Here is a 20464-nt window from a genome sequence, read left to right on the forward strand (position 1 = left end):
TTATAACCGGATCAAAGTGAATTCTTTTTAAACCAGATATGCGTAATTAAGAACTTTCTCAGACGAAAAGGGTGTAATGAAATTTGAAATTATATCAAGCCATTAAATGACCATTTTTATAAAAACAAATGATTGGTTTTTCTAAATATATCTGTTTTGTGAATGTTACAGTTTTATTAACGTACAAAAAGTAAGACTTTTTCCGCTTGAGCAGGAAAATTCTCTGTCAAGAGAGATCGGACGACTAACCCTTTAGAGTTATGTGGATTATGAATGGAGAGCCTGATTTACATTTGTAAATTTTATGAAATCTAATATCACGTTATTTAGAGGGGTATTTGTCCTGGCGTGATTATCCTTTTCCGGCCCGGTAAACAGAAATGAAAAGTTTTATAAAAATAACCAGGAAAAGGTATTGCTTCGTCTTTTCTTGCCGATAACGAGGGTAATACTCGCCTCCGGGCGACATCTCCCTCAGGCAAGGAAAGAGTTATGCGTATATTTCGTAATCTTACAATCCGGTTCGTGATGCTGACGATTCTGGGTATCTTCTGTTTAATGTGGGCGGGCGTGGGATTGTATGGCTCATGGGCGCTCTCCCGCGTGGCGGATGGCAATGAGGTCGATCGCCAGCTGGTCAGACAGATGACGGTGCTCAGCCAGGGCAACGATCAATACTTCCGTTTTGTTACCCGGCTGAGCCGCGCGATGGAGACGCAGGCGGCAGGCGGCAAGGCCGATTTTGCCGCTGTGCAGCAGGCGCTGGATACCATGAGCATCAGGCTCGACGAGCTGAAAGCCATGTCGCCGGGGCCAATGGATGCCGACGTCTCCGCCCGGGTGATCGCCAGCTGGCAGGCGTTGCTGGATAACGGCGTTAAGCCCCAGATGCAGCTGGCTCAGCAGGGCAACCTTGAGGGCTATCGCCAGCAGGCGAACAATGTCACCCCACCGCTAAGCCGCGCCTTTGGCGAGAGCGCCGGACAGTTCAATAAGGCCGCCGACACGATCCTCGACACCACCCGGGTGACGGTGGATGGCTTCACCAGCACTACCCGCACGGTAATGATTACCGCAACGATTATCGGCCTGCTGATCCTGCTGTTCGCCGACCGTTATCTGGTTGCCATGCTGGTGAAACCTCTTGAGCAGCTCCGCCACCATTTTCGCCTGATTGCGCAGGGGGATCTTAGCCAGCCGATCGCGCCTTTTGGCCGTAACTGTGTGGGCCAGCTGGTACCGCTGCTGACGGCGATGCAGGAGAGCCTGCGCGAGGCGGTGAGCACCATCCGCAACGGCAGCGAGAACATCTGGCGCGGGGCGACGGAGATCTCCAGCGGCAATAACGATCTCTCGTCCCGTACCGAAGAGCAGGCAGCGGCGCTGGAAGAGACCGCCGCCAGCATGGAGCAGCTCACCGCCACGGTGAAGCTCAACGCGGATAATGCCCGTCAGGCCAGCGAGTTGGCGGACGTCGCCTCTGTCAGCGCCAGTCGCGGCGGCGCGCTGGTGGAAAATGTGGTCAGTACCATGACCGGGATCTCCATCAGTTCGAAGAAGATTGCGGAGATCACCAGCGTCATCAACAGCATCGCCTTCCAGACCAATATTCTGGCCCTCAACGCGGCGGTGGAAGCGGCGCGGGCGGGCGAGCAGGGGCGTGGCTTTGCGGTGGTAGCCGGTGAGGTACGGAATCTCGCCAGCCGCAGCGCGAACGCGGCAAAAGAGATCGAGGGGTTAATCTCTGACTCCGTCTCCCGCGTGGAGGAGGGGGCCAAACTGGTGACCGAGACTGGCACCACCATGGAGGCGGTGCTGCGCGACATTACTGGCGTCACCACCATCATGAAGCAGATTGCCAGCGCCTCGGAAGAGCAGAGCAAAGGCATTTCGCAGGTTGGGGTGGCGATCACCCAGATGGACGGCGTGACCCAGCAGAATGCCTCGCTGGTGGAGCAGGTGTCGGCGGCGGCTTCCGCACTGGAGCGCCAGACCGAAGAGCTGCAACGTTCGGTGCAGAAGTTCCGTCTGGCAGACTAACGCCGGGCAAGCTGCGCGTCGCTGATCAATTGCGTCACCTGCGACAGGTGACCAATTTTCACTTCGCTGGAGCGCTGAAACTTGCTTTTGTCGATCAGCAGCAGCGACTGGCTGGCGCGGCCCAGCAGCTGCGATTTAAACCCGGCGCTGTGCGGGGTGGGATCCCACATCACACCCTGCTCATCCACCCCTTCACACGAGAAGATAAACAGGTCAATTTCCAGCGATTTCAGCAGCGTCACCAGGGCCGGATTCACATAGCAGCGGTATTTGCGCTCCAGCGTCCCGCCCGAGCAGATCAGGGTGATGCGCTCGCGCTTCGCCATCTCATGACAGATGGGCAGGCTGTTGGTAAAGACCGTCAGGGCGATATCCGGCAGCTGCCGCGCCAGGTGAAAGCAGGTTGAGCTGGCATCCAGGGCCAGCGTCATGCCTTCGCTGACCCAGTCCAGCGCATGACGGGCGATATCGGCTTTATCCGCGTAGTGACTTTTCAACCGCGCGCCAAAGGGCTCTCCGCCGTCGCGGTGATCCGGGTGGATCGCCCGCGCCCGCCCGTGATGGCGCACGATCTTGCCCTGCTGCTGCAGCAGTTTCAGATCGCGCCGAATCGTCTCTTTACTCACGCCAAGCGCGGCGGCCAGCGCCTCTGTTGTCAGCCAGTCGGAGGCCGCCAGCAGGCGGATAAGATCCTGATGACGGGGGCTTTTCATGGTTCTGTTCCGGTACGGGTGAAGGCGAGCGGCGTCTGGCCAATCGCCACGCCGTTTTTGCCGGTGTGCTTAATCTGGTACATCGATCGGTCGGCACGGCGCAGGGCATTGACGAAATCATCCTGCTCCAGCACTTCGTCAATCCCTACCGAGGCGCCGACCTGCGCCTGGCCATTATCCAGCTCGAACGGCGTCAGCGCCGCCTGCAGACAACGGTGGGCGGTGCTGTTCACCCGCACACTGGAAAGCGGGAAAGGCAACAGTAGCACGAACTCATCGCCACCCAGGCGGCCAACGATGGCCTCCGGCGGACAGGCATCGCGCAGGCGCTGGCTGAGCTGGATCAGCAGCTCATCGCCGCTGCGATGACCAAAAGTGTCGTTCACCGTTTTAAAATCATCAAGATCGATAAAAGCGATGCTGAGCGGCCCCTGGGCCTTAAGCTGGGCGAAGTGCTTAAGCAATGCGTGACGGTTGGCAAGGCCAGTGAGCGGATCGTGATTAGCCAGCTGGGCCAGTTGCTCTTCGTACTGCTTCTCTTTGGTCATGTCGATATGGGTGCCGGTCACCTTCAGGGGGTTGCCGTTTTCATCCCAGTCCGTCACCCGTCCGCGGTCCAGCACCCAGGTGACGGTGCCGTTTTTGTGCTGCATGCGGTGCAGCGCTTCATAGAAGGGCGTTTTGCCGTGCAGGTGATCGTAGAAGGCATCCAGCACGTTCTGTTTGTCATCCGGATGCAGATGCTCACGCCAGATCTCAAACTGCGCATTCAGCTCCTTGGGCTGATAGCCCAGCATCGCACCCCAGCGGCGGTTATAGATAATCAGCTTGCCGGTAGGAACGTCGAGCTGCCATAAACAGAGACCGGTTCCGTCGAGCGCAGCACTGAGCTTGTTTCGGGCGTCACGCGCCAGCCTGGCAAGCCGGGCATTGTGCTTTTTGAGATTCTGAATCTGTTGTTTCAGCGCCTTTTCTGACATGCGAATAATCTGAAGAAAGAAATTATTGATGCCAGTTTACTGGATGGAAGTAAATATGGTGTTGAAAAAAGAGAGGGATTTGCGTTAAGGCTTATATTGAAGGTCTTATAAACAGCCAGGAAATAAGAAATGAGGGGCCTGAAAAAGCCAGGTGGAATAATCACCTGGCATTTTTATTAGTGGGTCGCTTCGCCGACCAGGCCGCCCGCCCCTGCGCCAAGGGCGGCGCCTTTGAGAACGCTATTGCCGGTTACGGCGGCTGCACCAGCCCCTACAGCGGCACCAATGGCTCCCCCCTTACGCGCGGCTTTGCCTTTCTCACCGTTTTTAAACATTGCCCCGGTACCCGCGCCAACCACCGCGCCACCGACGGTGGATTTTACGCTTTTCCCGGCTACTGCGCCGATGGTGGCACCCACCAGCGCCCCGGTAGCGGTTTTATCTGCCGCCAGGCTGGTAGCAGAGAAGATCAGCGCGCCGATCATCAAAGTGATTTTCATGGTTTTCATGGCTGTTCCCTTATAAATATGCAGTGAGACGTTGGGGATACTGCCAGCTGCGCGGTTTGCCAGGTAGGCCAATAATGCCGTAGTGGGGAAACTCAACGTAATCTGACCGTCGCCGGGCGGTGGCCCGCCCGGCACAGGGGTTAGCCCTGACGTTTATCTTCAGTGTTGGTATCAAAATCGCTTGCCGCATGGCGCTCATGCAGCTGTTCGCTCAGCTCGCCATTGGTGCGGTTGACGATACGCCCGCGCTTCACCGCCGGACGGCTGGCGACATCCTTCGCCCAGCGCTGAACGTTCTTGTAGCTTTCGGCATCGAGGAACTCTGCCGCGCCGTAAACCTGGCCCAGCGCCACGCTGCCAAACCACGGCCAGATGGCAATGTCGGCGATGGTGTACTCTTCACCCGCCACGTAGCGACCCCGCGCCAGCTGTTTATCCAGCACGTCGAACAGACGTTTGGCTTCCATGGTGAAGCGGTCAATGGCGTACTCGATTTTTACCGGGGCATAGTGATAGAAGTGGCCGAAACCGCCGCCAAGGAACGGGGCAGCGCCCTGCAGCCAGAATAGCCAGTTCAGGGTTTCCACTCGTCCAGCCGGATCTTTTGGCAGGAAGTGGCCGAACTTTTCCGCCAGATAGAGCAGGATATTGCCGGACTCAAACACCCGGGTTGGCGGCGTGGTGGAGTGGTCGCGCAGGGCCGGAATTTTAGAGTTCGGGTTGACCTCAACAAACCCGCTTGAGAACTGATCGCCTTCGCCGATGCGGATCAGCCATGCATCATATTCCGCACCGGTGACGCCGAGCGCCAGCAGCTCTTCCAGCAGAATAGTGACCTTCTGGCCGTTTGGCGTACCCAGTGAATAAAGCTGCAACGGATGTGAACCGACCGGCAGGGTTTTCTCGTGAGTGGCGCCTGAGATTGGGCGGTTGATGCTGGCGAACGCGCCGCCGCTGTTGTTCTGCTTCCATTCCCAGACTTTCGCTGGCTGGTAGTTATTCTCGGACATGTTGATCTGCCTTTTTGTGGAGGTGTTGAGGCAGTGTAGCAGCTGTTCCGTGAACGGTTTAACGAACTGAGCGCATAAGATTATGCGCTCAACGGGATGCCTGCTGGTGTGCTAAAAACATAATGTTTTACCCGGGTAAAAAAACGGGGCCCCTGAGGGCCCCGTTGAAGGGACATAATAATCAGAACGACTTGCGTAAACGCAGGCTGAAAGTATGCGCCTGGTAACGATCGCCGGCCTGCAGGTCGTAACGCGCGTCAAAGCTCAGATCGTTGGCGTCGTAGAGCGTGGTGCCGATAGCTACGCTGGCCATATCTTTCACCGGTGAAGCTCCTTTGGTGATAAAGCTGGTTTCACCCACGGCATCGGCGGCATAGGTCGCATGGCTGCTGACCTGGCGGTTATCGTACTGGTGGATCCAGGAGAGCTGGGCAAACGGCGTCAGATTACCCAGACCGGTGGAAAAGCTCTTCTCCAGGCGGGCGCCGATATCGCTGACTACCGACTGCGTATGGGTGCTGCTGACATCCAGCGCCATCCCATTGCCGCCAGTTTCGCTGTAGCCCTCCACATGCTGATAACCGTAGGTCAGGCCCGCGAGCGGGGTCAGTACCACGTCGGCTGGCAGCGTGATCGGGTAACCCAGCTCGCTTTGCAGAGTGACCGACTGGCCGTTGAACTTGCCGTGCGCCGCGCCGGAGAAACCGGTGAAATCGGCGCGGCGAACGGAGCTGTAGTTCTGACGGTTCAGGCCCGCGGAGAGGTTCAGATACCACGGATTGCCGGTGTAGGCCGCATAACCAATCACCCCATAGTTATCGGCGGTGGAGTTGTTGCCGCTCAGGTTGTCTTTACCATGTACGGAGGTGTTGCTGTAGTTCAGCGCCGCGCCCAGACGCCAGGCGTCACCCAGGGCACGGTCGGCACCGATGATCAGGCCGCCAAATTTCGCTGAGTAACCGCTCACGTCGTCACTGCTCTGCTGGCGGGCATAACCGCCGAACGGCTGACCCCAGACAATCCAGTTTTCTGCGTAGTCATCACCGGTTGCCACCCCGCTCACGCCGGAGGCCTGTGGATTACGCACGGCATCGATGTGAGCACCCACTACGGCCTGAGCGGTAGAGATGGCAACGGTTGCCGCTGAGCTGGTGTTGAGATTCTGGCTGGTAGAGAGACGCTCGCCAACGCGGTTCGCCTCTTGTTTACCTTCAATTGCCAGCGAGGCGTTATACAAATTCAGCAGTTGCGGTGAGGCGATACCGGAGTAGCTCGCCAGCCCGCCCAGTGACGCGGTAGCGCTTGGGATAGTGGCATAGCCCCGTTTGGTCGGCTGAGCAGGTGTGGGTTCCGCTGGCGCAGGCTGGGTCGGCTGTGCCGGGGTCGTAACGACCGGCGGGGCGATCTCAGGCTCGGTCACCACAGGCGGGGTCACTTCTGGCGTCGGCTCAGGCTGCGGCTGCGGCTGGGGCTGTGGCTCTACCGGATCGGGAGTGACCGGCTCTGCGCCCAGGGTTAACACCAGCGCCTTGCTCGTCGCATCTTCATACACGGTGCCGTTGACCGCACCACGGTAGCCGAGCGCTTTATAGTTCAGCTGATCGGCATGGTAGTCGGTCTGGGCGCCACTGGCGTTGATGACCACATAGCGCTGCCCTTCAGCGAACTTATAGGTGCTGCCGGTGCGCAGCAGATTGATGCTTGAGCCCGCGTCGATAGTGGCATTACCGCTGACGTTCAGACGACCATATCCGGCGTCGGCAAGCACATCGCCGTTAGCCTCGGCCAGATCGGAGATGCCGGAGATGAGCGTTGCGGCCGCTTTCTGATGATAATCACCCAGAATGTTGATGCTGTTATTGACCTGAAGGGACGCGGCTTCGTTCAGTACGGTGCCGGTCGTCACTTCAATGTCGTCGCTCATCTGCATTGCCATCAGGCCATACTCAGGGATAACGCTAAACGTGCTGACATTATCGTTGAGCAGCAGCGAGCCGCTGCCAAATGTGACATTAGAGCCAGTAATGGTGCCCGTCGCGCCGTCGATGCCGGTCAGCGTGCCCATGGTGGTGCCACCGTTAAGAGTTAATGGTGCCGTGCTGGTGGAGTAAATATCACCGGTAATGGTGCCGGTATTGGTGAGGGTTACCGTGTCACTATTATTACCGTTAACAAACAGGGCATAGCCCCCGCCGCTTAAAAGGCCGTTATTGACGATCTCCGTGTTGCCCTGGTTGTTGTAGTTCCAGATGTAAATCCCGCTCCAGTTACCCGAGATTTCACCGTTGTTCACAATGGAGCCAATAACGCTGTTGTTATTGCTGTTGTTATAGACAGCGGTGTCGTTGGCGGTGATGTTACCGTTATTAACAAGGGTATTAAGGGTGCCGGAGTTGATAATGCCGAAGGAGCTGCCGTTAATCTTCTCATCATTAACGATAGCGTTAATGATGCCCTGGTTGATAATCCCGGAGCTGCCGTAATAATCGGTCGTGCCGCCTTCAATTGTTCCGGTGTTATGCAGGGAGCCAATCGTCCCGCTGTTAAAAATGGCCCCTTTTTGCCCCATGAATATGCCGTTATCGTTATTCACAGAAGAGATAAGGCCGGCATTATTTAGGTTGTCGATGGTGCCCTGATTGTTGATGCCGCGATAGCCCACAATCTTGCCATCCACGGCATTAACCAGGGTGCCGATAGTCCCGGCATTGCTCAAGGTACCGTTGTTGTTATACCCGAAAAGGTTGTAAGAGCCAGGAACTCTCTCGAGCGTGCCGCTGTTAATGAAGGTGTTAATCACCCCCGTCGCACCCACCGCCACGACGCTGCCGTTTTGATACAGGCTCTGGCTGGAGATGGTGCCGTTATTGTTTAGCGTATCTATTGTTCCATCAATCTGAACAATATTGTTGTTTAACAATAAAGGGTTATCAACGGTGTCGCTAATCATCCCATCATTGGTAAGTGTCGTTACAGTGACGCCCGCGTTCACGGTTAAGGCATTGGTAGGGGTGCCGGTGATACTTCCCGCATGGGTAATATGCACCAGCTCTTTTCCGTCAGCGATCTGAATATTACTCGTTGGCGTGTCGATAATTAACTCGGGAGACGTTGCGAAGGCGTGCGCAGCCGTCGATGCAACCAGCAGGGAGATCAGCTGGCTAAGGCGTTTCTTTTCCATGGTATTCCGTCATAAGTAGCGATGATTGTGCAAAGGTTGTGGCGATCTCTTCGGATTAATCCGATATCTTCGGGCGCAGAATATACAATTCGTTGCTGAAAACAATAAGTCCTGCTTAATTATTTCAGGGAGAATTTATTGCATATTTTTTGTAATGTTTATAATTTGACTTAAGGCTGGTGGCGGAATGAGGATATATCCTCACTTATTGCAGGGAACGGTATTGATTAATTTATCTTTATTATTGGCGGGATGTATTTCAGCCAATCCGCAGGGTGCCGTACAAAAAATCGCCAGGGAGAGTGGTCTGATCAGTGAGAAGTTTGATACAGATCCCTTCCCGATTACCAGCTGGCATCGAATCACGCCTCCGGTTGTTTCGTTGCGGGTCTATATCGAGGGGGATGGCTTTGCCTGGAAAAACCGCTTCACACCCTCGGATAATCCGACACCTCGTAATCCAGTTGGCCTGATGCTGGCGGCGGCGGATAGCCATGCCAATGTGCTTTATCTGGCCCGGCCCTGCCAGTTTATCGGGCCGCCTTTGCCGGCGCACTGCCGTGTAAATATCTGGACGCAGGATCGTTTTTCACCTGCGGTCATTGATGCGATGAATGAGGCGCTCAGCCAGATGGTGAAGCGTTATCCCGGCGTGAAGCTCGATTTGGTTGGCTACTCCGGGGGCGGTAATATCGCCGCGCTGTTAGCCGAACGACGGAATGATGTGCGCTCTCTGCGCACGGTGGCGGGCAATCTCGACGTGGCGTATGTCAATGCCCTGCACCGTGTCAGTCCGATGCCCGAGGCGGAAAGCGCTATTGATCGTGCGCCTACGCTTCGCGTCCTGCCACAGATCCACTACAGTGGAGAAGCCGATACCACCGTGCCGCCCGCCGTCGCCAGACGTTTTCAACAGGCGGTGGGGGGGAACTGTGTGCAAACGGAGGTGGTCAGCGGGTTGGGGCATGGCTCCGACTGGGCGGTAGTCTGGCCGCGCTTGCTGGCACAAGATTTGCCGGAGTGTTGAGGTGCGATCAACGTTGAGTGACTTCAGGATGGAACAATGAAAAAGAAAGAGTTTGTGACCCAGGATCTGTTGAGCAAAATCTATCAGGACACCACGGCAGGGCCACGTAAACTTCCTCCTGAAAGACAGCTGGCCGAAGAGTATGGCGTCTCGCGTTTCACCATCCGCCAGGCGCTGGAAAAACTGGTCAGTATTGGCGTGGTGCGGATCGTGCAGGGCTCGGGGATCTGGATCAACGAGCATGCACGCAATAATCCGCTGATTTATAATTCGATCACGGAAAAGCGATTCGATCAGATGCGTTACCGGATGATTAGCCTGCATAAGAGGAGGCCCGATCGCGCGGCGCAGCAGATCTTCGGCATCGATGAAGAGAGTTTTATCTGGCACTTTTGCCGCCTGCGCTACGTCGATGACCAGCCCGTACAGCTGGAAGTGTCCAGCATGCCGGCCGCCGATTTCCCCGATCTTAATCAGCAGGCGATTGAGCGTTCCATTCAGCAGTACGTCTTAAATAAAGGAATGATCATTTCCCATATGCTGACCACCTACCGGGCGGTCAGCGTCAGCCGGGAGCAGGCGGTAATACTGGGCTGCAAAAAAGGCAGCCCAGCAATGCATATTAATAATCGTGGAATACTGGAGGGGGGTCGGGTCTTTGAGGTGAGCGATATTATTGATATCAACTACACCTGCACCTGGGTCAGCCCGTATAACCGCGATAATTTAGCCTGGCGACAACATCAGGGCGTGTGAATCGAGCCGTCCGGCAGGCGGCTTTGCGTCCATTCATGCGGGCGATAAACCAACGGATAGGCCAGAGCTCGCTCTTCATTGAAGGCGGTGCCGATGCCGGGCGCTGTCGGCGGATAAACAAACCCGTCTTTCACCTCAGGCGCGCCAGGGAATACGCTGTCGGTGGCGGCAGAACGCGGAATAAATTCCTGAATGGCGGCATTATGCAAATGAATGTTCAGGTGCGTATTTACCGCCACGCCGATAGGGGTCATATCGCCGGGGCCATGCCAGGCGAGACGCACGCCGAAGGCCTGACAGAGATGCGCAAGCTTCAGCGCCGGTGTAATGCCGCCAATCTGCGAGATGTGGCAGCGAATAAAGTCGATGCGGCGGTTCACAATCAGCTCGTGCCATTCAGCGGGATTATTGAAGAGCTCGCCCATCGCCAGCGGCACGCAGCTCTGCTGGCGAACCTGTTCCAGCCAGGCACTCTGCTGCGGCGGTAAAATATCTTCAATAAAGTAGGGTTGGTAAGGCTCAAGTTGTTTTGCCAGTTGCACCGCCTGCTGCGGGAATAATCGCTCATGAACGTCGTGTAAGAAATGGAGTTTCCAGCCATATTTTTCGCGCAGGGTGCGGAACATCTCCACGGTATTCGCGATGTATTCATGCTGATCGAACCAGGCCCCTGACGTCGGATTTTCCGGGGCATGTAACGCCGATGGCGTTCCGCCATAAAAACCAAGCTGGCAGCGGATATGCCGATAGCCTTGCGCCACCAGTTTATCAACGGAGGCAAAGAGTTCCTCCAGCGTTTCGCCGCTGGCGTGGCTGTAAGCCGGGATCGCATCACGGGCTTTTCCACCCAGCAGCTGATAAAGCGGCATTCCGGCCAGTTGCCCTTTAATATCCCACAGAGCCATATCCACGCCTGAAATCGCGTTGTTCATTGCCGGACCGTTACGCCAGTAAGCGTTAACGTTCATCATTTGCCACAGATCTTCGATGTTATTGGCATCCCGGCCGATGAGCAGCGGCTTAAGGTACTCATCCACCAGGGTTTTCACCGCCAGCGGGCGTTGCTGGAAGGTGGCGCAACCGTGTCCAATGGGCCCGTTTTCGGTGGTGACGCGCACGGTCACCAGGTTATGTCGGTCCGGGCGCGTAATAAAACACTCGATATTTTTGATAATCACAGGCGTCACGAAAAACTCCTTTGCTGCGCTGTGGAAATACGGAATGGGAATATCATCGCCCCAAAAATGTTTACAGGTAAACCATTTTTTTATTATTTATTTTGGTCAGTTATTTTATTCTATTTTAATTAAAAGCCGTACCAATTGTGCATTGCATATTGTTTTACCGTCTTTTAGATGGTTAAGTGTGAGCGGTGTCAAATTTTATTGGTTTGTTTTGTATGGGGGGGTTAATTATTCTCGGAGCATCAATAAAACAACAACCATACCGGCAGGAGTCTTTATGGGGATGCAAGAAGCCATCAACAATATTATTTATCTGGTCGGCGGCCAGGGGAATATTAATAAAGTCTGGCACTGTATGACGCGGCTACGGTTTGATCTTATCGACGATAACAAAGTTGATCAGACCGCGATAAAAAATCTGACGGGCGTGCTGGGCGCGCAACTGCAGAGCGATCAGTTTCAGGTGATTATTGGGCCGAAGGTGAACAGCTGGTACGTGCAAATGGTTAAGGTACTCGGTCAAGGGGGCGATCAGGCGCCGACGGCGACGAAGGGGCGTAAAAGTCTGGTCTCCCTCTTTATGGATACCGTCTCGGGCGTGTTTGGCCCGATTGTTCCGGCCATTGCCGGGGCCGGGATGATAAAAGGGCTGCTGGCCGGGCTGATTGCACTGAAGTTGGTATCAGCGAAAAGCGATACTGTTATGGTTATCGACCTGATTGCCAGCGGCGTGTTCTATTTTCTGCCTTTCTTTCTTGCCGTGTCGGCGGCAAAGATCTTCAAAACGAATGAGTATCTTGCCGCGGCGGTTGCCGCCTGTCTGATGTATCCCTCCTTAATAGAAGCAGCGAAAGCCCTGGCGACACATCAGGAAGGGGCGGTCAGCGCGCTCTGGTTAATGAATGCCATACCGGTCTCCGTCTTTAACTATGCCTCGAGCGTCATTCCGGTGATCTTCTCGGTGCTGGCATTAAGCTATATCCATCGCTGGGTAGACAGCATTATGCCGGATGTATTGAAAACCGTGTTCACACCAACGCTTTCCCTCTTTATAGGCGCCCTGGCGGCACTGGTGGTGATCGGCCCCGTGGGCATTTGGCTGGGTAAAGGACTCGCCTTCTTTATAGAAGGACTGTTTGGCGTGTCGGCCAGCTTTGCCGGGCTTATCGTCGGGGCTATCCGTCCGGTGGCGATCCTGACCGGTATGCATCACGCGATGACGCCGATTGCCCTGCAAAACTTCAGCGACCGTGGTTACGACATGCTGATGCCGATGATGTTTATGGCCAATATGGCAATTGCGGGGGCGACATTTGCTATCTGGCGGCTGAGCCGAGACCGTCAGGAGAAGACCGTTACGCTGTCGGCAGCCATCTCTGCGCTGCTGGGGATTACCGAACCGGCACTCTTTGGCGTCCTGACGCGCTACAAGAAAGCTTTTATCGCCGCCACGGTGGCCAGCTCGCTGGCATCAGCCTTTATCGCCTTCTTCGGGGTGCGCCTCTATGGCTATATCCTGTCAAGCATCTTCAGTTTGCCTGCTTATATAGGGCCGTACTTTATCTTTGCTCTGGCGGGTGTGGCGATCTCGCTGGTGCTCTCCTTTATACTTACCACCCTTCTGGTACGCAAAGAACAGGCCGCAGCGTGATTCTGAACCCGCCTTAGCCTCTATATAGTAGAGAATATCAGCATGTTTGTGGATAACTCTGTGGGTAATCAGGTATAAGGCGGGCTTTTGCTGGGGAATGCAGCAGTCAGTCATTTTTATGACATTTAAGGGTTGCGGGCGCCGGAGAACTCCCTATAATGCGCCTCCATCGACACGGCGGATGTGAATCACTTCACACTAACAGCCGGGCCGGTTGAGGAGAAAAGCGAAAATAATCGCTTGACTCTGAAAGAGGAAGGCGTAATATACGCCACCTCGCAACGGTGAGCGAAAGCCACGTTGCACTGCTCTTTAACAATTTATCAGACAATCTGTGTGGGCACTCAAAGTGACATGGATTCTTAATGTCTTCGGACAATAAATGAATACCAAGTCTCTGAGTGAACACGTAATTCATTACGAAGTTTAATTCACGAGCATCAAACTTAAATTGAAGAGTTTGATCATGGCTCAGATTGAACGCTGGCGGCAGGCCTAACACATGCAAGTCGAACGGTAGCACAGAGAGCTTGCTCTCGGGTGACGAGTGGCGGACGGGTGAGTAATGTCTGGGAAACTGCCTGATGGAGGGGGATAACTACTGGAAACGGTAGCTAATACCGCATAATGTCGCAAGACCAAAGAGGGGGACCTTCGGGCCTCTTGCCATCGGATGTGCCCAGATGGGATTAGCTAGTAGGTGGGGTAATGGCTCACCTAGGCGACGATCCCTAGCTGGTCTGAGAGGATGACCAGCCACACTGGAACTGAGACACGGTCCAGACTCCTACGGGAGGCAGCAGTGGGGAATATTGCACAATGGGCGCAAGCCTGATGCAGCCATGCCGCGTGTATGAAGAAGGCCTTCGGGTTGTAAAGTACTTTCAGCGAGGAGGAAGGCATTGTGGTTAATAACCGCAGTGATTGACGTTACTCGCAGAAGAAGCACCGGCTAACTCCGTGCCAGCAGCCGCGGTAATACGGAGGGTGCAAGCGTTAATCGGAATTACTGGGCGTAAAGCGCACGCAGGCGGTCTGTTAAGTCAGATGTGAAATCCCCGGGCTCAACCTGGGAACTGCATTTGAAACTGGCAGGCTTGAGTCTTGTAGAGGGGGGTAGAATTCCAGGTGTAGCGGTGAAATGCGTAGAGATCTGGAGGAATACCGGTGGCGAAGGCGGCCCCCTGGACAAAGACTGACGCTCAGGTGCGAAAGCGTGGGGAGCAAACAGGATTAGATACCCTGGTAGTCCACGCCGTAAACGATGTCGACTTGGAGGTTGTGCCCTTGAGGCGTGGCTTCCGGAGCTAACGCGTTAAGTCGACCGCCTGGGGAGTACGGCCGCAAGGTTAAAACTCAAATGAATTGACGGGGGCCCGCACAAGCGGTGGAGCATGTGGTTTAATTCGATGCAACGCGAAGAACCTTACCTACTCTTGACATCCAGAGAACTTGCCAGAGATGGCTTGGTGCCTTCGGGAACTCTGAGACAGGTGCTGCATGGCTGTCGTCAGCTCGTGTTGTGAAATGTTGGGTTAAGTCCCGCAACGAGCGCAACCCTTATCCTTTGTTGCCAGCGGTCCGGCCGGGAACTCAAAGGAGACTGCCAGTGATAAACTGGAGGAAGGTGGGGATGACGTCAAGTCATCATGGCCCTTACGAGTAGGGCTACACACGTGCTACAATGGCGCATACAAAGAGAAGCGACCTCGCGAGAGCAAGCGGACCTCATAAAGTGCGTCGTAGTCCGGATTGGAGTCTGCAACTCGACTCCATGAAGTCGGAATCGCTAGTAATCGTAGATCAGAATGCTACGGTGAATACGTTCCCGGGCCTTGTACACACCGCCCGTCACACCATGGGAGTGGGTTGCAAAAGAAGTAGGTAGCTTAACCTTCGGGAGGGCGCTTACCACTTTGTGATTCATGACTGGGGTGAAGTCGTAACAAGGTAACCGTAGGGGAACCTGCGGTTGGATCACCTCCTTACCTTAAAGAACCTGCCTTTGCAGTGCTCACACAGATTGTCTGATAGAAAGTAGAAAGCAAGACGGCTGCGAAGTCGTGACACCTCGTGTCCCCTTCGTCTAGCGGTTAGGACTCCGCCCTTTCACGGCGGTAACAGGGGTTCGAATCCCCTAGGGGACGCCACTTGCTGGGTGTGAGTGAAAGGCACAACCAATCAGTATCTCAAAACTGACTTCAGAGTCATGTTTGCGATATTTGCTCTTTAAAAATCTGGATCAAGCTGAAAATTGAAACGACACACGTTAAGTGTGTTCGAGTCTCTCAAATTTTCACAACGCGAAGTGAAACAGCTTCGGGTTGTGAGGTTAAGCGACTAAGCGTACACGGTGGATGCCCTGGCAGTCAGAGGCGATGAAGGACGTGCTAATCTGCGAAAAGCGCCGGCGAGGTGATATGAACCCTTGACCCGGCGATGTCCGAATGGGGAAACCCAGTGCAATCCGTTGCACTATCGTTAGCTGAATACATAGGTTAACGAGGCGAACCGGGGGAACTGAAACATCTAAGTACCCCGAGGAAAAGAAATCAACCGAGATTCCCCCAGTAGCGGCGAGCGAACGGGGAGCAGCCCGGAGTCTGAATCAGCTTGTGTGTTAGTGGAAGCGTCTGGAAAGTCGCAGGGTACAGGGTGATACTCCCGTACACGAAAGCACACAGGCTGTGAACTCGAAGAGTAGGGCGGGACACGTGGTATCCTGTCTGAATATGGGGGGACCATCCTCCAAGGCTAAATACTCCTGACTGACCGATAGTGAACCAGTACCGTGAGGGAAAGGCGAAAAGAACCCCGGCGAGGGGAGTGAAAAAGAACCTGAAACCGTGTACGTACAAGCAGTGGGAGCATCCTTCGGGGTGTGACTGCGTACCTTTTGTATAATGGGTCAGCGACTTATATTCTGTAGCAAGGTTAACCGTATAGGGGAGCCGAAGGGAAACCGAGTCTTAACTGGGCGTTAAGTTGCAGGGTATAGACCCGAAACCCGGTGATCTAGCCATGGGCAGGTTGAAGGTTGGGTAACACTAACTGGAGGACCGAACCGACTAATGTTGAAAAATTAGCGGATGACCTGTGGCTGGGGGTGAAAGGCCAATCAAACCGGGAGATAGCTGGTTCTCCCCGAAAGCTATTTAGGTAGCGCCTCGTGAATTCATCTCCGGGGGTAGAGCACTGTTTCGGCTAGGGGGCCATCCCGGCTTACCAACCCGATGCAAACTGCGAATACCGGAGAATGTTATCACGGGAGACACACGGCGGGTGCTAACGTCCGTCGTGAAGAGGGAAACAACCCAGACCGCCAGCTAAGGTCCCAAAGTCATGGTTAAGTGGGAAACGATGTGGGAAGGCACAGACAGCCAGGATGTTGGCTTAGAAGCAGCCATCATTTAAAGAAAGCGTAATAGCTCACTGGTCGAGTCGGCCTGCGCGGAAGATGTAACGGGGCTAAACCATGCACCGAAGCTGCGGCAGCGACACTATGTGTTGTTGGGTAGGGGAGCGTTCTGTAAGCCTGCGAAGGTGTGCTGTGAGGCATGCTGGAGGTATCAGAAGTGCGAATGCTGACATAAGTAACGATAAAGCGGGTGAAAAGCCCGCTCGCCGGAAGACCAAGGGTTCCTGTCCAACGTTAATCGGGGCAGGGTGAGTCGACCCCTAAGGCGAGGCCGAAAGGCGTAGTCGATGGGAAACAGGTTAATATTCCTGTACTCGGTGTTACTGCGAAGGGGGGACGGAGAAGGCTATGTTGGCCGGGCGACGGTTGTCCCGGTTTAAGCATGTAGGCGGAGGTTCCAGGTAAATCCGGTACCTTGTTAACGCTGAGGTGTGATGACGAGGCACTACGGTGCTGAAGCAACAAATGCCCTGCTTCCAGGAAAAGCCTCTAAGCATCAGGTAACATCAAATCGTACCCCAAACCGACACAGGTGGTCAGGTAGAGAATACCAAGGCGCTTGAGAGAACTCGGGTGAAGGAACTAGGCAAAATGGTGCCGTAACTTCGGGAGAAGGCACGCTGATATGTAGGTGAAGCCCCTGCGGGTGGAGCTGAAATCAGTCGAAGATACCAGCTGGCTGCAACTGTTTATTAAAAACACAGCACTGTGCAAACACGAAAGTGGACGTATACGGTGTGACGCCTGCCCGGTGCCGGAAGGTTAATTGATGGGGTTAGCGGCAACGCGAAGCTCTTGATCGAAGCCCCGGTAAACGGCGGCCGTAACTATAACGGTCCTAAGGTAGCGAAATTCCTTGTCGGGTAAGTTCCGACCTGCACGAATGGCGTAATGATGGCCAGGCTGTCTCCACCCGAGACTCAGTGAAATTGAAATCGCTGTGAAGATGCAGTGTACCCGCGGCAAGACGGAAAGACCCCGTGAACCTTTACTATAGCTTGACACTGAACACTGGTCCTTGATGTGTAGGATAGGTGGGAGGCTTTGAAGCGTGGACGCCAGTCTGCGTGGAGCCGTCCTTGAAATACCACCCTTTAATGGCTGGTGTTCTAACGTAGACCCGTAATCCGGGTTGCGGACAGTGTCTGGTGGGTAGTTTGACTGGGGCGGTCTCCTCCTAAAGAGTAACGGAGGAGCACGAAGGTCAGCTAATCCTGGTCGGACATCAGGAGGTTAGTGCAATGGCATAAGCTGGCTTGACTGCGAGAGTGACGGCTCGAGCAGGTGCGAAAGCAGGTCATAGTGATCCGGTGGTTCTGTATGGAAGGGCCATCGCTCAACGGATAAAAGGTACTCCGGGGATAACAGGCTGATACCGCCCAAGAGTTCATATCGACGGCGGTGTTTGGCACCTCGATGTCGGCTCATCACATCCTGGGGCTGAAGTAGGTCCCAAGGGTATGGCTGTTCGCCATTTAAAGTGGTACGCGAGCTGGGTTTAGAACGTCGTGAGACAGTTCGGTCCCTATCTGCCGTGGGCGCTGGAGAATTGAGGGGGGCTGCTCCTAGTACGAGAGGACCGGAGTGGACGCATCACTGGTGTTCGGGTTGTCATGCCAATGGCACTGCCCGGTAGCTAAATGCGGAAGAGATAAGTGCTGAAAGCATCTAAGCACGAAACTTGCCCCGAGATGAGTTCTCCCTGAGCCTTTAAGGCTCCTGAAGGAACGTTGAAGACGACGACGTTGATAGGCCGGGTGTGTAAGCGCAGCGATGCGTTGAGCTAACCGGTACTAATGAACCGTGAGGCTTAACCTTACAACGCCGAAGCTGTTTCGGTGGATTTGAGAAGATTTTCAGCATTGATTCAGAGTTAAGTACACAATAGTTTGCGCAGCAGCAAGGCGGCAAGCGAAGGAAAGGAAGGAGCATACTGAAGTATGTGACTGACTTTACGAGCGCGGCCAACGCGGCTGATGCGATAAAGTATTGCGTACAGAGCACCAAGAATTTGCCTGGCGGCTGTAGCGCGGTGGTCCCACCTGACCCATGCCGAACTCAGAAGTGAAACGCCGTAGCGCCGATGGTAGTGTGGGGTCTCCCCATGCGAGAGTAGGGAACTGCCAGGCATCAATTAAAGCCGAAAGCCCATCCTCACGGATGGGCTTTTTGCGTTGGGCGTTAAAAAAGCCGGGTGGCGGCTTCGCCTTACCCGGCCTACGAGTCACCCTGTCGATTGTTCAGCAATATCGTGCACTGCCATGTGCATTTCCCGATGACTTAACAGCCATCTAGCGATCGTGTGGTCTATATCGATCGTTACGCAGAGTGCGGTTTTAACGACGGTAAGACGCGAGAAAGGCCAGGGGAGGGGGAACTGCTTTGAAGAGGTTAAGCCTTCCACAACGCCTGTGTGCCACAAATAAGACGTCAGAATGGTTCAACGCTGCTGACGTACTGATAGATGCCCGGAAGCGTTGACAGTAAAGCTGGAAGAGAAAGGGCCGTTGTTAAATTCTGTTTTGCCAAAAGCAAAAACCCGCCTTTTGGGCGGGTTCTTTAAATAGTGGTGCCCGGACCCGGACTAACGCCGGAGGCGTTGAACAGCGTGCTTGCCGCGCTGGCCCCGAAGGGGTGAGCCGCTTGCGGCGAATAATCGAACATCGTTCGATGAAGAGTCCGGCTCTCAGAAAGCAAAAACCCGCCTTTTGGGCGGGTTCTTTAAATAGTGGTGCCCGGACTCGGAATCGAACCAAGGACACGGGGATTTTCAATCCCCTGCTCTACCGACTGAGCTATCCGGGCAACGGGGCGCATTAAACCCGATCTGCCCTCTGTCGTCAACGAAATTTGTTGGTTTCGCTACTGACCGCACACTCTGTCGCCACTTTGCTGCATTATCAGGCAAAAAACGCTGTCCACAGGGCAGAGAGCGGCATGGCGATTGCCAGCGCAGGCAGCATATTCACCACTGCAAACATCTTGATACCGCAGATCCGCAGCCCCGTCGCCAGCAGCAGCAGGCCGCCCACGGCGGTAAAGTCAGCCATCATCGCCGGAGTGGTTAGCGGTAGCAGCAGCGTGGCGCAGGTTGCAAGCACGAGCTGGATAAGCAGCATGGGCACAGAGATCGCGGCGACGGCAATCCCCAGCGTGGTTGCAAAGATTGTGGCGGTAAAGAAATCGAGAAAGGCTTTGGCGATGAGGATACTGGGATCGCCGGTCATCCCTTCCTGCATTGAGCCAAATATCCCCGTGCCGCTGGCGCAGAAGAGAATAATGATGGCGACGTAGTTCTGGATAAATGCGTCGTGGCCACCGCCTTTCTGTTTACCCCGTGAGAGTAAATTTTTCGCTTTGCCGACGGCGCTATTAATACCCTTTTCCAGATAACAAAACTCGCCAATCAGCGCCCCAAGCAGGGTCGCCAGCACCATTACCGGCAGGTTGGCGCATTTGATGACCAGCAAAATGCCAATGCCTAACGACGCCAGACCGAAGATTGAGGGCATGGAGGAGCGGATACGCTCCGGTAATCGCTGGCTGAGCATGGCACCCAGTACACCACCGAGCAGCACGGCTCCGGCATTAATAAATGGTCCAATAACCACTATGAACTCCTGTTATTTACTCATTGATATTGCATTATTATTACTCTTTTCAGTGAGTAACCGCCAAAAGTAATGCTATTTTTTGCATAATGATTCCTCCTTGCGCCTCCTGGCGAAAGGTGACATTATTGCGCGAATTTTCTCCTCTCAGATACGGGGCCGCCCATGAACAGACTTTCTCTCGCTGTACGAATGGCTGGCCGCATCCACACCGCTTATTCTAAGCTCACCATGCGGTGAGGGTAACGCAGGCTCACTGCAGGACAGCAGTAAAACCAGACGCGCTCTGTTTTTACTGATGTCTGGCGGTCGGAGCTGAACTCCGGTCAGACACATTCGTTGGGCAGGGGGACTCCCTGTCCGGGGCTTTTTCTCGCCTTGCAC

General features: G+C 54.7%; 11 protein-coding genes, 2 tRNA genes and 3 rRNA genes. 8 read left to right on the top strand and 8 right to left on the bottom strand.

What is annotated here, in order from left to right; translation table 11 throughout:
• Positions 1-492 precede the first annotated feature (492 nt).
• Positions 493-2040, top strand: a complete 1548-nt coding sequence (locus ACT3IC_RS13185) for a methyl-accepting chemotaxis protein (RefSeq protein WP_103176950.1) — start codon at positions 493-495, stop codon at positions 2038-2040.
• Here the strand turns inward: ACT3IC_RS13185 and fucR are convergent.
• The 5 genes from fucR to ACT3IC_RS13210 form a co-directional block, all read right to left on the bottom strand.
• Positions 2037-2753, bottom strand: a complete 717-nt coding sequence (gene fucR / locus ACT3IC_RS13190) for an L-fucose operon activator (RefSeq protein WP_473477745.1) — start codon at positions 2751-2753, stop codon at positions 2037-2039. The two genes, ACT3IC_RS13185 and fucR, sit on opposite strands and share 4 nt — an antisense overlap.
• Positions 2750-3733, bottom strand: a complete 984-nt coding sequence (locus tag ACT3IC_RS13195; RefSeq protein WP_159339953.1) for a sensor domain-containing diguanylate cyclase — start codon at positions 3731-3733, stop codon at positions 2750-2752. Before ACT3IC_RS13195 ends, fucR begins: the two co-directional genes overlap by 4 nt.
• Positions 3734-3909: 176 nt before the next feature.
• A complete protein-coding gene (locus ACT3IC_RS13200) occupies positions 3910-4242 on the bottom strand; it encodes a glycine zipper family protein (protein WP_103176947.1) in 333 nt (110 codons plus the stop codon).
• Between the two features lie 140 nt (positions 4243-4382).
• A complete protein-coding gene (gene yghU / locus ACT3IC_RS13205) occupies positions 4383-5252 on the bottom strand; it encodes a glutathione-dependent disulfide-bond oxidoreductase (RefSeq protein WP_103176946.1) in 870 nt (289 codons plus the stop codon).
• A gap of 181 nt (positions 5253-5433) precedes the next feature.
• The gene (locus ACT3IC_RS13210) at positions 5434-8433 is read right to left on the bottom strand and encodes an autotransporter family protein (RefSeq protein WP_159339954.1); all 3000 of its coding nucleotides are present in this window, start codon (positions 8431-8433) and stop codon (positions 5434-5436) included.
• Positions 8434-8620: 187 nt separating this feature from the next.
• Between ACT3IC_RS13210 and ACT3IC_RS13215 the strand changes: the two genes are divergently transcribed.
• A complete protein-coding gene (locus ACT3IC_RS13215) occupies positions 8621-9460 on the top strand; it encodes an alpha/beta hydrolase (RefSeq protein ID WP_159339955.1) in 840 nt (279 codons plus the stop codon).
• Between the two features lie 36 nt (positions 9461-9496).
• Positions 9497-10216 (top strand): GntR family transcriptional regulator, encoded by a 720-nt coding sequence (locus ACT3IC_RS13220; RefSeq protein ID WP_156655217.1) that lies wholly within the window; start codon positions 9497-9499, stop codon positions 10214-10216.
• Here ACT3IC_RS13220 and ACT3IC_RS13225 read toward each other — a convergent pair.
• The gene (locus ACT3IC_RS13225) at positions 10204-11403 is read right to left on the bottom strand and encodes an enolase C-terminal domain-like protein (RefSeq protein ID WP_103176942.1); all 1200 of its coding nucleotides are present in this window, start codon (positions 11401-11403) and stop codon (positions 10204-10206) included. The two genes, ACT3IC_RS13220 and ACT3IC_RS13225, sit on opposite strands and share 13 nt — an antisense overlap.
• A gap of 274 nt (positions 11404-11677) precedes the next feature.
• On the opposite strand from ACT3IC_RS13225, the gene ACT3IC_RS13230 reads away from it, so the two are divergent.
• The 5 genes from ACT3IC_RS13230 to rrf all read left to right on the top strand — a co-directional run bounded on the left by ACT3IC_RS13230 (position 11678) and on the right by rrf (position 18598).
• Complete coding sequence (locus ACT3IC_RS13230; protein ID WP_473477750.1) at positions 11678-13051, top strand: PTS transporter subunit EIIC; 1374 nt, start codon at positions 11678-11680, stop codon at positions 13049-13051.
• Between the two features lie 448 nt (positions 13052-13499).
• Positions 13500-15039 (top strand): 16S ribosomal RNA (locus ACT3IC_RS13235).
• A gap of 87 nt (positions 15040-15126) precedes the next feature.
• A tRNA-Glu gene (locus ACT3IC_RS13240) sits at positions 15127-15201 on the top strand.
• Between the two features lie 180 nt (positions 15202-15381).
• Positions 15382-18287 (top strand): 23S ribosomal RNA (locus ACT3IC_RS13245).
• Between the two features lie 196 nt (positions 18288-18483).
• Positions 18484-18598 (top strand): 5S ribosomal RNA (gene rrf, locus ACT3IC_RS13250).
• The 16S, 23S and 5S rRNA genes sit together here with 1 tRNA gene alongside, the layout of an rRNA operon.
• 600 nt (positions 18599-19198) lie before the next feature.
• Here the strand turns inward: rrf and ACT3IC_RS13255 are convergent.
• A tRNA-Phe gene (locus ACT3IC_RS13255) sits at positions 19199-19274 on the bottom strand.
• A 95-nt stretch (positions 19275-19369) separates the two neighbouring features.
• Positions 19370-20080 (bottom strand): DUF554 domain-containing protein, encoded by a 711-nt coding sequence (locus ACT3IC_RS13260; protein WP_103176940.1) that lies wholly within the window; start codon positions 20078-20080, stop codon positions 19370-19372.
• Positions 20081-20464: the final 384 nt, after the last annotated feature.

It is taken from the genome of Leclercia sp. GHBNCSD (assembly GCF_055805075.1).